The sequence below is a fragment of the Oceanobacillus sp. FSL K6-0127 genome (assembly GCF_037983385.1).
In the GTDB taxonomy this organism is placed as follows: Bacteria; Bacillota; Bacilli; order Bacillales; family Amphibacillaceae; genus Oceanobacillus; species Oceanobacillus profundus.
This window is the reverse complement of sequence record NZ_CP150287.1, coordinates 2,613,049-2,628,369: the sequence shown is the minus strand read 5'-3', so window position 1 is coordinate 2,628,369 and position 15,321 is coordinate 2,613,049. Positions and strand designations below refer to the sequence as shown.

The following is a 15,321-nucleotide window of genomic DNA, read 5'->3' as shown; positions in this document are numbered from 1 at the left end:
TTACCCTCCTTTAATTTCCAGATATAAATTTTGTTATATACCCGGAGTAATCTGCTATTGATTTTACAGCATACATAACCAAGTCTGTTGTTCGAATAAATTCAGTAGGTTCTGTAACTACATGACTGGCCTCTGCCTCAATTTCATTTATACCAAACAAGCTGCTTAATGAGGAAGGCAAATTCAAGGGACTTCTTAATTTAACAACGATTTCACTACCTGCTAACCCATTGTTGTATTGCACTTCACCAGTGGCTCCGGGTGGCAGGATATCCGTTGTAGCTCTTCCCAGCTTCTGCTGTGGTAAACTGCCACCACCGCCAGAACCAATTTGTACGGTTGCATTTCCTCTGGAGAATATATCAATTCCAAACTGAGATAGGTACTGATCACTTGTTAATCTCCAGTAGAGACCATCTCCACCAGGGAAAGTAGTATATTTATCAAATTCCCCAGTATCAATATCTTTATCACTGTTATCCCAAACAAATGCCAGTCGTTCTGCTACTGTATTTGCACTGTAGTGGAGAACGGATTGCTGATAGATTACCAGTGCAAAAAAGATAAAACTTAAGGTTAAAAGTAATAATATCGGGAATATTACTGATGCTTCGATCGTAAATGCCCCATGCTCATCCTTTTTAATTCTTTTTAAATATTTTTTCATGAATTGCATAATTTAAGTCCCCTCAAAAGGTTACTCCTGCTGGAATTCACCAATATTCTTATCACCGAAATTCAATAAATCCTCAATCCAAACCATAATTCGATCTCTAAATAGTAATGCAATTACGACAATAACAGCTATAATCAACATAATTTCCAATGTCTGTAAGCCTTCCTCATCATTCCAAAAGTTCTTAATCGATTCTTTAATCATATTCATTTTTCTTCCTCCTAAAATTCTTTTGTTTTATATTTTGTAACCTGTACTTACAAGATGGTAAGTGCAGGAAAACCAACAATAATCATAACCGCTACAAAAATGAGTATAAGCGGGAATACGAGCTTAGATGACGCCTCTTCCCCTTTTGTCTTGGAAATGGACTTTCGCTTCTCCCATAACTCATGAGACAATTCACGTAATGCAAGAATTAAATCATTACCACCCTTACGATAATTTAATAAAATTGTTGTAGTAAAAATCGAGATTTCTTGTACACCACATTTTTTACTTAAATCATTCAATACTTGATGAAAAGGTTCATTACTCACCATTTTATTAACTGTTTCAGTTAATTCTTTAATTAGTGGAGAATTCGGGTCATTTGTTTGCGTAACACATCGGATTAATGCTTGCTGCACTGTTTCCCCGGCATTCACTAACAAAATAATTTTATTCACTACTTCTGGGAGCTCCGTAAGAATTTTTTCCTTCCGTTCCTTTTCTTGACTCGAGAGCTTGCTAATCATTGCATATGGAATTAGAACAGTGAATAAAATCCCAACGATAAAGATCGTCACATCACCTTCAGATAATAACGTAAATAAAAATGTTCCTAATAAACATACAAGTGACGTTGAAATTAGTTGTGCCACATACATTCTCGTATGCTGCAACGCTGTTCTGTTGCCATATAAACTAATCATTTTTTGTTGTATTTTTGCAATTTGACTGTATAGCCGCTCCATAATCTTTAAATTATCAATAATAAATAATGATACAGGAGCCATAAACATTAGCGGATAGTCGTTTTTAAAGTCCTCAACAACTACATCATATTGCTTCCCAACTTTAACGGAAATTCCAAAATATATAAAAATTATCACTAAGGTCAATATGCCATAGACCATCATACTTCATCACACCTTAATATCCATAATTCGTTGCCCAAACCAATAGGAAAAAATAAGGATCCCCAAACAAACTGTCATAATCAGCGGACCGCCCGAACTCCAATCATACATTGGAGCTAAGTAATCCTCTGCACTGTATTTCAATAATAAAATCATTCCTACCGGTGCAACACTTAAAATTCGTGATTCGAATTTCTTGGATGCAATCATGACGGCAACTTCTTGCTGAATATCAATTTTTTCACTAATAATATCTGACGTTCTTCGAATAACTTCTACGAGGTTCCCGCCAGACCGCTTACACGTAATGAAAACATCCGCAAAATTTTGAATATCTTCAATATCGGAACGGATACTGAAATCTAAAATTGCATTCTCGATTGTCTCTCCATTTTCAATTCGCCGATTAATAATCTCGAACTCCTGAATAATTTCTGTTTTTGGATCTGGATATAGAAGATATAGATCTGACACAACTTCTTTGAAGCTATTCTCGATTGACCTACCTGCTGCAAGCGATGAGGACAGCGAGGCAATTGCTTCCTTAAATTGTAATTTTAATTTTTCCTTGCGTTTTTCTAAGAGTGTTTTCTTCTGGATTTTCGGATAAAACAATCCAGCAGCCCCAAAGATAATCGCAGCTATAAAGCTTTCATAAAATAAATAACCGATAAATGCGAAAAATATGATTGCAAGAGCTGCATAAAAGATATACTCTCTCATCAAGAGGTGATACTCCGCGTAATCGACAAGATGTGACTCGATTTGCTTATCTGATCGATGACGCATCCGTTCCATAAAATGCTTCTTTTTTAGTTGTTCCAGCTCTGTATTTTTGGCAACTTCATCCGCCAGTTCCGTTTGGTTTTCCTCTCGTTTCTTTCTTTTTGATACAGCGATAATATACCCTGCTACTAAAGCAACCAATAGGATAACTAAAATAATATCCGCCATAGCATCACCCGCTTACCTTTTCATGATCTACTTCGATACCTGCAAGATTCGCTTTTGACTGGTTAACCAGATTATTACCTGTAGAAACGAGTTTTCCGATTACTTCACCATTCTCTTTTTCTCCTTCTTCCACGAATTCATAAAGTGGATTTAAAACGACTTCACCATTTTCAACACCAAGCACTTCACTTATCGCGACAATTTTCCTTGAATTATCTCGCAAGCGCATTAAGTGAATCATAATATCAATCGCTGAAGAAATTTGCTTACGAATAACTTCCACTGGTAGGGTTGCACCATTCAGCACCATTGTTTCAAGTCTGCTCAGCATATCTTTTACAGAGTTAGCATGACCAGTGGAAAGCGAACCATCATGACCAGTGTTCATCGCCTGCAGCATATCAAGTGCTTCGGCACCACGTACTTCCCCGACGATGATTCGATCTGGCCGCATACGCAAGGAAGATTTGATTAAATCACGAATTGTAATTTCTCCCTTTCCTTCTGTATTTGCATTTCGTGTTTCCAAACTAACAAGATTCGGAACATTTTTAATTTGAAGCTCAGCAGAATCCTCAATCGTAATGATTCGTTCGTGTTGCGGAATAAAATTTGAAAGTACGTTTAAAAATGTTGTTTTTCCTGAACCCGTACCTCCACCAATAAAAATATTATACTTCGAGATGACAAGTTTCCTTAAGAATTCAGCTGCTTCTTCGGAAATCGAATCATATTTGATTAAATCCTCAATGAGCAGTGGTTTATCAGGAAATTTCCGAATCGTCATTACTGGGCCTTTTAAGGCGATCGGTGGAAGAACCACATTTACCCTAGATCCGTCTTGTAATCTGGCATCAACAATTGGTGAAGATTCATTAACCACACGATCCACTTTCGATACAATCGATTGAATGATATCCTCTAATTTTTGCTCACTTTCAAACTGAATATCTACCTTTGTCGTTGAACCAAATCGTTCGATAAAAATCTCTTTATGATTATTAATCATAATCTCTGTAATTGTCTTATCATCAATTAATGGCTGTAGAACGTCATAACCACGAAATGAGTTATAGACTCGCTCAACGAGATATTTAATCTCCGTAGACTTCAAATGTTGCTCCTTCGCATAGTCAAATACTGCAGCCTCTACATATTCCTTTAATTCATCATTCGTAATCGAGTGCATTAAATCTAAGGTTTCTCTAAGCTGCCGAATGAGATTCTTCACAATTTGTTCCTCAACCAATGGTAGAAACCCCCTCCAGTTCGACTATAATCTTATCGTGAATAATGGATTGAAGCTCTTGATTAAATTGTTCATTTCCTAATATTTCAGAGCTGGATTGCATGTTGATCCAGTTTTCTATAAATGGCAGGTAGCCATCTACGGATATCCCATACTCCCCCATCGTACCTACCATCGATCCAGTATACTTATTTAAAAGAACTGTTAGCTTATCTTTAACGATGTTTTCTTTACCCATCAACTTTAGTTCTTCTTCAAAAAACGACTTTGTTTTTAATAAACTTTGCACATCGTTTGCAATTGGCCAGATGATCTGGTCGCATTCTTTGATAGCTGCGATGTTTCTTTCGTGCAAGGAACTATCAAGATCGACAACAATATAATCATAAGCACCTGTTTCAACAATTCCATTAATTAATCGCTTTACATCAGCCTCATTGAATTCAAGCAACTCATCGGCACTAATCTCAATGTCGAAATAATCAACCATTGAATATGCGTCGTACTTTTTCAACGCTTCAATTTTAGACAAAAGCTGAGGTGATTCTGCTTTTACATAATAAAATATTTGCAATGACGGATTATCTTCAGCAGATGTAAAATATAGTCTTGTAGTATTTAATAGCTCAAGATTTAAATAAAATACTTTCGCATGATTAAGTGCCAACTGCTTACTTAAGTTTGTAGCAATTGCCGTCTTACCGCATCCTCCTATTGGAGAATAAACTGTTATTACTTTCGTTTTCTTGCTTCTTGCAAGCAGCTTACCTGCTGATTGATTTCGCTCATAATAGATTGCAAGGATACTGGAAATAAGTTGATTTAACCGCTGGTATCGAAACACAGCTTCCATCGATTCTCTCCTTGTCGATAGCTGATCATCCTCGAGTAGAATAATGCATGTTTCAGGAGCTATATTTAGCATTGGATCATATAGCTCTGGGCTAATTAACATAATGTCGATTATGTCTCCTCGTTTTAAATAGGATTCCAGTTTACCTTGTTCAGAAAAATATGTAACGATAAATCGTGACGCTTCCTCTGATATGCGCAAAAAGGCTGATAATGATTCCATATAGCTACTATTATGGTCTGCCACGACAATTCGTATTTTTTTCAATTCATTCACCACCATATTAATTATGCCTTCACTTTTTACTCACATAATATTACTAAATCTGTCACATAATTTTAAGGGGTTTTACCAAAAACAGTTATATAGTCCTGGTTTAGTTCGGGAATTATCTTGAATTTAAGATAAGGATATAGTTTTAATTTAAGATATTTGGATAAATACATATGATATATCGACAATTTCGATTAAACGTTCGTATTCTAGTCTATTTTTGAAAGAATCATTAAAAAATAGAATGCTTTATTTTATTTTCAAAAAATTATTCATATTTCCGATTGGGAAAATAAGGAATTGTATAATCGCATTGACATAGATCAATATAACTAGATGGAAATAATTAGCTGACTTTTTTCGGGAATGTAATGTAAATGTAATAATAATGAAATGTTTGTTAACGTTTTCCATCTTTCAAAAAATCGCTTTTTGATAGTACTTTATAAATAAATATGTGTATATTACGAACTAAAGTTTGAGTGCGACTAATATTAAATATACTAATTTCTATTGAAATAAACAGTCTATAAGTAGCATCCTATTTCGTTCGTCTTATGATAATATGAAAATACTTACATAGATTAAAGGGAGGAACTATTTTTATGAAGTGTCCGAATTGTGGCCACAATCTTTCTGGCGTAAAGAAATTTTGTCCGGAATGCGGGTCTAACGTTTCAGAACAAAAAGCACCGAGAAATAAGAAAATATTTCTAGTCATAGGAGCTATTGTAGGAGTATTATTCATTGCAGTTATCAGTTTATATGTAGTTGGAAACAAGTCTTTTGGTACAGAACAAAGCATATCTGCTTTCGAAGATGCAGTTGCTAACGAAGATACAGCAAAACTTAAGTCCTTACTCGTTCCAGCTGTTGAATCATTTGAAATAACCGATGAGAATACAAGTGCATTTATCAATTATCTTAATTCTAATCCCGAATCACTAGATGAGCTTATTTCCAAGTTTCATAGTCAAGCAGAATTTATCAACCAAACCGATGGAAATAATGGCACTGCATACATGGATGATGTTTATGCGACTTTAAATCTTATCCATGATGGGAAGGCCTGGGCATTATTTGACGATTACAAGTTTGAAGTTATCCCTGCTATGATTACCCTAGCAGCAGAAAATGAAAACATTACATTATCCATAAATGAAGAAGAGGTTGCTACTACAACAGAGGAAACTTTTGAAGAAAGCTTCGGTCCATTTATGCCTGGAGTCTATTCTGTGCAAGCTTTATTTGATAATACATATGTAACGGCAGAGCAACATGATGATCTTGAACTTTTTAATAATCGTCAGCAAGCAGGGTTCCATGAATTTGAACTTCCGCTTGCACCGATTACTGTCCATGCACTTGAGGACGATTTTACGTTATATATTAACGATAAAGAAACTGACATAACGATTTCGGAAGGCGAACAATCAATTGGTACCTTTCCAAATGACAATTCTGTTTCCTTGGATATTAGAAAAGATTATCCATGGGGAGTTGTAAAGAGTGAAGAGATAACAATTGATAGTGACCACGTGAATTTTAACAAACTACATGCACTAAATGACGAAGCCCTCCATGCGTTAATGGAACAATTGAATGAAACGATCGCACAGTATCAAATAGCACTTTCTGAAAGAGATGCATCACTACTAAAAGATGGTATTACTGAGAATTTCAAAGAAAAATTAGAAGATCAAATTACTGACGTCGAGAAGGAAGATCCAGATTATACCGGAAAGCTAGTTCACACTACTTATGATCTATCAAAAGTAAGTGATCCGAAATTTGACGAAAACAAGGATGCTTATACGCTTGAATTTTATGTACACCATGTGTTTCATGAACCAAACAGTAACCTAGGATGGCTATTACGGGATAGGGATGAGGATCAGTACACGAGATCGAGAAAACTAACAGTCATTTATGACGAAAATGCAGGAGAATGGAAGCTTGATTCCAATGTAAATGAATACTTCATTATTGTTGATTCTGAAGCTGAGGAATTTGAGATTGCGGAGTAAATGATTTTAATAAGGGTGACAGATGTACGTTCCAAATATACATCTGTCACCTCTTCTTTTATTCCTGCTGAATTGGCATTTAAACTAAAAATGCCGGATAATAATGTTTTATAAACTTCCCAATTCATTTTTATCTTTATGAAAAGCATATCGACTTCAATATGCCCACTTCCCCACGTTGAGTCAACACACCATTTTTTTCTTCATCGTGTTGTCAGAACATAGTTCCCTGTGGAATAGGATTGTTTCTCTTTTCTGAGGTAGTCATTTACGGTACTCCTCTACTACTTGAATAATACGGTCAATTGCATCAGTTGCGACCTGATGATTTTGTGAGAAATTTATGCGAAAGCTATCTTTAAACTTTGGTCCAAATTCAGTACCCGGGGTTACTGTAACAGCTGCTTGAACGCGAAGTACCTTCACGAAATCATATATAGAAATAGTTAATTCGGGGAACTGTGGAAATAGATAACTCCCTGCCTCTGTAGCTCTTACCTTAAAGCCTTGCGCATTCCAGAACTTTTTAACCAAATCATCCCGAATTGCTTGGTGTTGTGCAATCCTTTTTTCCATCCATCCTTTCGGTTCAGAAAACCAAGATTTCAATACGGCTTGGTTATAGCCGCCAGCACGCAGGGACACGATAGCCTGTAGTTTCTCCATACGATCGATGATTTTGGCAGACCCAAATGCTACTCCAAGCCTATACCCACTTAACGACTCAGTTTTTGATGGACCCATAATCGTGATTATATTTTCGGGATTTAAGATATTCTGTGCACAAAGATGTGTATACGCACGTCCATCAAAAATTTGACGGGAATACAGCTCATCAACGATAACTGTTACCCCATAGTTTTGAGCCAGTTCTGCAATCTCATAAATTTCTTCCTGTGAATAAATGACGCCTGTAGGATTATTAGGATTAGAGAATAAAAAGAGTCTAACACCAGCTCGGAAAGCATCCTCTAACTGCGTTAAGTTCAAACCTGCTGAATTGTCATTATCGAAATAGTCCATATGGACAGGGACAACCTCACCATCAAAAAATTCGACTAGTTTTCGGTTAGCAAAATAGTCTGGTTCTACAATTGCAACTTTATCCCCTCTTGAAATAGAAGCTCCCATAGCTAGAAAAAGTGCACCTTGCGTGCCTGGCGTAATAATAAGATTCTGCTCTGCATTAATCGTTGTACCCGCAAAAATCGAAAGCTTTTCTGCTGCATCCTCACGGATATTTTTACTTCCACGATACTCCGTGTAGGCCTGTTTCCCACCAGAATTTACACCTTCAATAAAAATGTCCAATGATCCTGGTATTGGCTCGAAAGCATCAACATCACCATGTGAAAAATCAACAGATGACCCAAGCATTCTCTTCTTGTGAATATCAACCTCAACGGTATTCTGTCGTACTTCTTGTCCTGGCGCATATTCAGCACCTAGTTTTAAAAACTTTTCTTCTAATAAGCTCATACGTATTCCCTCCCTCTCTTTGTCATTCCTTACCACTTTGCATAATCCTTGATTATTCTCTATAGTTATAATAGTAGCTCTTTAAGGATTACAACTCCAATACGAAAACATTTATAATGATATATCCTTTTCTCTATATGCCAAATAAAATGGTACATAAAAAGTGAATGTACATACTTCTTTTTAAAAATAGTATAAAAGGGAAATTTTTAAAGTACGTCTTTAGTAAAGGGGATTCCAGGACTCTAATGCTCAAAAATATGGATTATGTATATGAAGTATATTTGAATAGAAGTTTCTCAAAAGCAGCAGAAAAGCTTTATATTTCACAGCCAGCACTTAGTGCGACAATTAAGAAGGTAGAGGCAGAAATTGGTCTTCCTATTTTTGATAGGAGTAGTAATCCAATCCAACTAACACCAGCAGGAATATATTATATTGAATCAATCGAGTACATCATGCATCTAGAAAAAGAAATGCGATCCTATTTTAATAGCTTAGCGGATCATAAACAGACGTCTATCAATGTTGGGGGAGCTTCCTTCTTCTGCACTTATATTTTACCAACAGTCGTTCAGGAATTTAAACTTAAATATCCAGATTATATGGTGCATCTCCTCGAAGCTAATGCAGATGATTTAATGAAGGATCTGCGTTCAGGCACTGTTGATATTGTGATAGATGTTGAAATGAAAGGAGATCCTAAAGTATTCGATTCTTATGCTTGGGAAAGAGAAAATATTATACTTGCTGTTCCTTCCTATTATAAAATAAACAATGTCTTGGAAAAATATCGTCTAACTTTCAAAGATGTTGTAAATGGGCAATATTTGAGTGAGAAATATCCGAAAGTCAATCTAAAAGCATTTGAAAAAGAAAATTTCCTATTGCTAAAAAAGGGAAACGATATGTACCAGAGAAGTTTGAAGATGTGTAAAAAGGCAGGTTTCACACCCAGTGTAACCATGTATCTAGATCAGATGCTTACTTCCTATTATATTGCTTGTAATGGAAAAGGGATTGCTTTTGTACGTGCTGGAGTTACCCATTACGTAGAGGCAACCGATAAATTATTTTTCTATAAAATTAATGATATAAACGCTTATCAAAATATTATGTTGTATTATAAAAAGCCCCAACCACTTTCAAAAGCCGGTATGGATTTTATTTCATTTTTAAATAAGAGGAGTTTGTCTTCCTTTAAATCAGAATAAACGCTCACTCCAAGATGAGCGTTCAAAAATTTGTTCTATTTCTCTTTCATATGATACTTTTTATATTTCTTTCAACGATTTTTTGTGTAACTTCTAGGAATTCTTCAATTTCCTCTACAGTGTTACAGTGTAAAGGCGATATCCTAATTGCACCTTCCATTCCAAATGATTGCAACATTCTTTTGGAATAAATGCTTGATGCTACACGATCATAAACAATAATGTTTTCAGCTCCATATTGATTAACCGCTTCATGATAGTCAAAAGACTCTATACGAATAGCAACGATAAAATCCCTTTTGGACAAATCTTCATAGTCAAGATAGACGGTGATGCCCGGGATATTTCTTAACCCTTTTGCTTTATCTGTTCCATCCAGCATAACTTCAAGAAGAGATCGTTCATGTAAAGCAATCCGATTCATTCCTTCTACAAACATTTTTCTTCTATCATGCTCATCGGAAAATTTACTTCCTATCCAGCAAACATAATTTACAACCTCACTGATGGAAGCAAAATGTCCAGGTGTTGAACTGCCAAGTTGTAAATCACTGTTATCCTTTCCAAACAGGCGGTGATGTGGAAGTTTTGCAGCTCTTTCAGAAAGATAAGCAATCCCGCTTCCCCTCACTCCGAAAAATTTATACGGTGCTATATTCATCGCATCTACAGGGGTTTTTTCGATATCAATTAAACCATGTGGGGCATGCTGCACAGCATCAATAATAATATATAAATCTGGTTTTATTCTTCTTGCTTCTTTTACAATTGTCTCAATATCTAAAATGGCGCCTGAAATATTCGATGCATAAATAACACTCAAAAAACAAGTGTCGCTGTCAATAAGTTTCGTTATTTCATCTACATCCACTCCTCCTGTTACAGGGTTAGTGTTAGCAACACGAAATTCCTTTCCTAACTTATTTGCATAAAACTTGGCAGCATCAAATGCAGATGGATGCTCTAATGCGGTAGTAACAATATTTGATCCCTCAATATTCTCAGCAATCACACCAGTAATTTCAAACATAGCCTGGGAAGCAGTTAGGTAAGTTGCAATGCTCCCTTCTTTCGCATTAAATATTGTTCGTGTATCATTTATTCCTTGTTGTTCAATTTCAAATAAAAATTTTGCTGTTTCATGGTCACGTCCGGGATGATCTGGAATCAAATCGAACTGCGCAAATTTTTCATTGGCGCTTTTCAGTCGAAAGGATCCTCCTGCGTTGTCAAGAAACAGTCGCTTCTTCTGTGTATGGGGATCAATATCAACAAATGCAAACTTATCTCTGATTTGACTTAGTAAATCATTACTAAACAATGTTTCAGTCGTCAGCTTAACCAATTAGTAGCACCTCCATTATTTTCTAATAGGTCTTACAATAATAGTAATACTTCTAAATTGGTAACTCCAATACGAAAAAGTTTATAATGATATACATTTTTCTCTATGATTATCTAATAAAGATCGAATGTGTTAGGATTAAAAATACATAATATGTTGTTACGGGGAATAAAAAGTTGGGTATACCTATAAAAAATAGTGGCTACCATGTCCATTTAAACATAGTATCCACTACTCATTGTAAGATTGATTTATAAATTACTACTCCACTTTCGTAATTTTAACTTGAATATCGCCACCAGGGGTTGCCACTGCTACCTCTGTCCCAATTTCATGACCTAATAAGCTTTTTGCCATTGGAGAATCATTGGAAATTTTTCCTTCAAATGGATCCGCTTCCGCACTTCCAACGATTGTATAGGTTTCTTCATCTCCATCAGGTAATTCCATGAAAGTTACGGTTTTACCTAAAGAAACAACATCTGGATTATCATTATCATTTTCAATGATGACTGCATTGCGAATCATTTTTTCCACTTGTGTAATACGTTGTTCAACAAATGCTTGGTCATCTTTTGCCGCATCATACTCGGAGTTCTCAGATAGATCGCCAAAGTCTCGTGCAACTTTAATTCGTTCCACAACCTCTTGACGTCGATCTGTTTTCAAATAATGTAATTCCTTCTCTAATTTTTCTTTCCCCTCTTGTGTCATATAATAACTTTTCTCTACAACCATTCAAAACACTCCTTCTTTTCACTATACAAATAAAAATAAGCGTTAAAGCTTATGCTGACGATAAAAAAAATATACTAAAGATTACTATGGCAGATTTGTAACCGTTTTTCAATCTTTTTGTTTTAGTGGTCGTTCAAAAAGTCCGGTGAAAATGACACTTCGAGAACAGATGACCTTCAACTAACTTCCGACACGTCCTGTGTCAACGTCGAAGTCACCACATGCTATAGAAGCTCGTTGGCTTACTTTTCCTGCGTGTAAAATCGCACGCTCCAAGCTACGCCGCCTCGAACTGCTCGGTCCTTTCCATCCTTCTTTTTGAACCTACACTTTATTTTTTTGCTAAGATTGTTTCGATTTTAGAAGCCATTATATCAATCGCTACATGGTTTTGTCCACCTTCAGGAATTATAATATCTGCATATCGCTTCGAAGGCTCGATAAATTGTAAATGAGCAGGTCGTACACTATTAATATACTGGTCAATAACGGAATCTAATGAGCGACCTCTTTCCTTAATATCCCTTAATAACCTGCGAATAATACGAAGATCGGCATCTGTATCAACAAATACTTTAATATCCATTAAATCAACTAGCCGTGGATCTTCAAGTATTAAAATTCCTTCAACAATAATTACTTCTTTCGGTTTTACATGTATTACTTCATCTGATCGTGTATGAATTTTATAATCATAAACAGGCTTTTCGATAGGTTTATGATTCATTAAATCACGTAAATGGTCAATTAGCAAATCATTATCAAACGCTAATGGATGGTCATAATTCGTGTTTAACCTTTCCTCCAATGGAAGATGACTTTGATCTTTATAATAATAATCTTGTTCTACAACAAGAATGGTTTTATCTGTAAAGCGTTGACAGATGGAGCGTGTTACAGATGTTTTACCACTGCCACTTCCACCGGCTACACCGATAACTACTGGCTTGTCCCGCACGAAAAAGCACCTCTCCTTATTTCATTTTATAACTTACTGCTACTCCATCTCCTATTGGCAAAATCGTTGTTTTGAAGTCGGGATGATTCGTTAGCATCTCATTGTAATTTCTTATTTTATCTACCATCTTCTGATAACGCTTCGGAACATCAAGAGGGTTCGCGACGTATCCTCGGAATAACACGTTATCCGAAATGATAATGCCATTTGGATTTAACATTGGGTTAGCAAGTTCAAAGAAACGCTCATATTGACCTTTTGCCGCATCAATAAAAATCAAGTCAAACCGTTTTCCATGTTCAGCTAGTTCTACAAGTATGTCTAGAGCATCCCCTTGTATTACCTCGATGTGCTCTTGTTTACCTAATGCTTCAATGTTTTTTACTGCTTGAAGATAGCGTTGTTCGTCTTTTTCAATTGTTATAATGAAAGCATTCGAACTCGCTGCTTGCATTCGTAAAGCAGAATATCCAATCGCTGTTCCTATTTCTAATATTTGCCCGGGACGTGTTAATCGCACGAGCTGTGCTACAAAGTTCATGCCTGACCTATCCATAATCGGCACCTGATCAGCTTTGGCTTCCGATTCGAGTTTAGTTATCCAATCTTCTTGATCTGGTAATAGAGCTGTTAAATATTTAGTTATTTCTTCGTTCATTCTTTTACCTCTTTGCTCGTTATAGTACCTTTTATACTTATAAAAACGGGAAATGTGAAATAGATATTTCACATTCCCAGATAATTATTTCATATATTCATCCCTGTTTTGTAAATGCTCCTCGTACGTTTCAGCATAATATATTTCCCCTTTTTTGTCATGCAGGAAATACATATAATCCGTATCTGCTGGTTCAACTACGGCGTTTAAAGAGCTTTCCGCAAAATTGGCAATTGGGCCAATTGGCAATGCAGTGACTTTATATGTGTTGTACGGGGAATCTATTTCCAAATCCTCATACGTAACAACCTCATTATGCTCCTCTAAAGCGTATAGAACAGTAGGGTCTGTCTGAAGTGGCATCTCCGCTTCCAAGCGATTATAAAACACTCCTGAAATCTGTTGTCTTTGTTCCTCGCTTGCCGTTTCTCTTTCAACGAGTGAAGCAAATGTAAGTGCTTCGTGTACATTAAAATCTAGTTCCTCAATAGCTGGCATATATTTAGATACTACGTTTTGTGTTTGATCAAGCATTCCCTCAACGATTGATTCAATGCTTGGGGATTCGACGTAATAATCATAAGTCGAAGCAAATAAATAGCCTTCTAATGGTGTTCGAATATCGGGATCGAGTATTTCTTCTGATAAAAGATTTGGGTATCGTTCCATCAATTCTTTAACATAAGCTCGATCATTAACGGTTTCGAGAAATTCCTCTTTTGTAAAGTCAAATCGCTCACTATATATTTCAGCAATTTGATCAATTGTTAATCCTTCAGGAATGGTCACAGTATGGACCGCATCCAGTATTACGCGTCCATTTTTCAGTGACTCTATAATTTCATCAAATGTCATGGCAGGTGTAAAGGTATATTCACCCGCTTGAAAATCAGACTCATTATTAAATTTTACATAGAACCGAAAAACTCTTCCATCTTTAATAATTCCGTTTTCCTCTAAAATTGCAGCAATATTTGAGCTTGAAGAACCGATTGGTATTTCTACTGTAATTTCTTCTTCACTTTCTGCATCTACAGGCTCCAGAGCCGATTTCACGTATAAATAGCCTGAAATTGCACCAATGGCTAATATCAGGAACAAAGCAACAAGTATAATCAATACAATCTTTCTTACAGTACTTGCCTCTTGGCTTCTGGTAATAAGGTTGTCCTTAAAACTGCCTGACCCTTTCTTTTTGGACATCCAATATCCCCCTTTCATCCGCTATATTATACTAAAAAATGATATTTTTATCCATAATATAGTGGAATTCAACAAAGGCACATGCGGTTCTATAGCAATAATAGGTTGATTTACAGTTTAAAAGGTTTAGCGGATTTTTATCCTTCCACTTTTTTAATGATTTGGTTTGGATAAGACCTACCTTTCTGAAATAAACGTTTTGATATAGATAGCACGTCTTAAACCTTTCATCAATCAAGCAAAAGCTGATGTCAAAAATGACATCAGCTCCGTTTTTATGAAATTAATACTTACGATTCATCTTCTTCCTCTGCTAATGTGTTTAGCATTTCTTCAACGATGTCCCATTCTTCATCTGATTCAATCGGGAAGAGTGATAAGTCGGAGTCGTCTGTTTCCTCATATCGGAATGCATATACTTCTACTTCCTCATCATCTGCTTGTTCAGCAGGAACAACTGCAATATATGTTTGTCCTGTTTCATCTACATCAAATGTAAATAATACTTCAAATAGATGCTCTTCACCATTTTCATCTGGTATAATAATTCTTTCCTTTTCTTCTAATCCCATA

Annotated in this window: 15 protein-coding genes; 2 read left to right on the top strand and 13 right to left on the bottom strand. The window is 35.9% G+C overall.

What is annotated here, in order from left to right; all coding sequences use genetic code 11:
* Window positions 1–10: 10 nt before the first annotated feature.
* Genes MHH64_RS12965 through MHH64_RS12940 form a run of 6 tightly spaced genes read right to left on the bottom strand, consistent with a single transcriptional unit; the run spans window position 11 to window position 5,120 of the window.
* Entirely contained in the window at window positions 11–676 is a 666-nt protein-coding gene (locus MHH64_RS12965; RefSeq protein WP_095307116.1) for a TadE family protein, read from the bottom strand.
* Between the two features lie 21 nt (window positions 677–697).
* Window positions 698–886 carry a Flp1 family type IVb pilin gene (locus MHH64_RS12960; protein WP_118889101.1) on the bottom strand — a complete coding sequence of 63 codons (189 nt, stop codon included), beginning with the start codon at window positions 884–886 and terminating at the stop codon, window positions 698–700.
* A gap of 47 nt (window positions 887–933) precedes the next feature.
* Window positions 934–1,797, bottom strand: coding sequence for a type II secretion system F family protein (locus MHH64_RS12955; protein WP_095307118.1), 864 nt, complete (start codon window positions 1,795–1,797; stop codon window positions 934–936).
* A 6-nt stretch (window positions 1,798–1,803) separates the two neighbouring features.
* On the bottom strand, window positions 1,804–2,751 hold the full coding sequence (locus MHH64_RS12950; RefSeq protein WP_095307119.1) for a type II secretion system F family protein: 948 nt from the start codon (window positions 2,749–2,751) through the stop codon (window positions 1,804–1,806).
* Window positions 2,752–2,755: 4 nt separating this feature from the next.
* Window positions 2,756–4,000, bottom strand: a complete 1,245-nt coding sequence (locus tag MHH64_RS12945) for a CpaF family protein (protein WP_240033757.1) — start codon at window positions 3,998–4,000, stop codon at window positions 2,756–2,758.
* Window positions 3,993–5,120 carry an AAA family ATPase gene (locus tag MHH64_RS12940; RefSeq protein WP_340001878.1) on the bottom strand — a complete coding sequence of 376 codons (1,128 nt, stop codon included), beginning with the start codon at window positions 5,118–5,120 and terminating at the stop codon, window positions 3,993–3,995. The genes MHH64_RS12945 and MHH64_RS12940 overlap by 8 nt, the downstream gene beginning before the upstream one ends.
* Before the next feature lie 611 nt (window positions 5,121–5,731).
* Here MHH64_RS12940 and MHH64_RS12935 point away from each other — a divergent pair.
* Window positions 5,732–7,153, top strand: coding sequence for a hypothetical protein (locus MHH64_RS12935; RefSeq protein ID WP_303447313.1), 1,422 nt, complete (start codon window positions 5,732–5,734; stop codon window positions 7,151–7,153).
* Window positions 7,154–7,417: 264 nt separating this feature from the next.
* Here MHH64_RS12935 and MHH64_RS12930 read toward each other — a convergent pair whose 3' ends face one another.
* Entirely contained in the window at window positions 7,418–8,632 is a 1,215-nt protein-coding gene (locus tag MHH64_RS12930; RefSeq protein ID WP_340001877.1) for a pyridoxal phosphate-dependent aminotransferase, read from the bottom strand.
* 248 nt (window positions 8,633–8,880) lie between these two features.
* Between MHH64_RS12930 and MHH64_RS12925 the strand changes: the two genes are divergently transcribed.
* A complete protein-coding gene (locus MHH64_RS12925; RefSeq protein WP_340001876.1) occupies window positions 8,881–9,846 on the top strand; it encodes a LysR family transcriptional regulator in 966 nt (321 codons plus the stop codon).
* A gap of 46 nt (window positions 9,847–9,892) precedes the next feature.
* Here MHH64_RS12925 and MHH64_RS12920 read toward each other — a convergent pair whose 3' ends face one another.
* From MHH64_RS12920 to MHH64_RS12895, 6 genes are all read right to left on the bottom strand, one after another.
* Entirely contained in the window at window positions 9,893–11,191 is a 1,299-nt protein-coding gene (locus MHH64_RS12920; protein WP_095307125.1) for an aminotransferase class V-fold PLP-dependent enzyme, read from the bottom strand.
* A 261-nt stretch (window positions 11,192–11,452) separates the two neighbouring features.
* Window positions 11,453–11,929 carry a transcription elongation factor GreA gene (greA, locus tag MHH64_RS12915; protein WP_095307126.1) on the bottom strand — a complete coding sequence of 159 codons (477 nt, stop codon included), beginning with the start codon at window positions 11,927–11,929 and terminating at the stop codon, window positions 11,453–11,455.
* A gap of 331 nt (window positions 11,930–12,260) precedes the next feature.
* On the bottom strand, window positions 12,261–12,887 hold the full coding sequence (gene udk / locus MHH64_RS12910; RefSeq protein WP_095307127.1) for a uridine kinase: 627 nt from the start codon (window positions 12,885–12,887) through the stop codon (window positions 12,261–12,263).
* Window positions 12,888–12,903: 16 nt separating this feature from the next.
* Window positions 12,904–13,545, bottom strand: a complete 642-nt coding sequence (locus MHH64_RS12905; protein ID WP_340001875.1) for an O-methyltransferase — start codon at window positions 13,543–13,545, stop codon at window positions 12,904–12,906.
* Between the two features lie 84 nt (window positions 13,546–13,629).
* Entirely contained in the window at window positions 13,630–14,748 is a 1,119-nt protein-coding gene (mltG, locus tag MHH64_RS12900) for an endolytic transglycosylase MltG (RefSeq protein ID WP_340001874.1), read from the bottom strand.
* Between the two features lie 290 nt (window positions 14,749–15,038).
* The gene (locus MHH64_RS12895) at window positions 15,039–15,320 is read right to left on the bottom strand and encodes a DUF1292 domain-containing protein (protein WP_095307131.1); all 282 of its coding nucleotides are present in this window, start codon (window positions 15,318–15,320) and stop codon (window positions 15,039–15,041) included.
* Window position 15,321 lies beyond the last annotated feature (1 nt).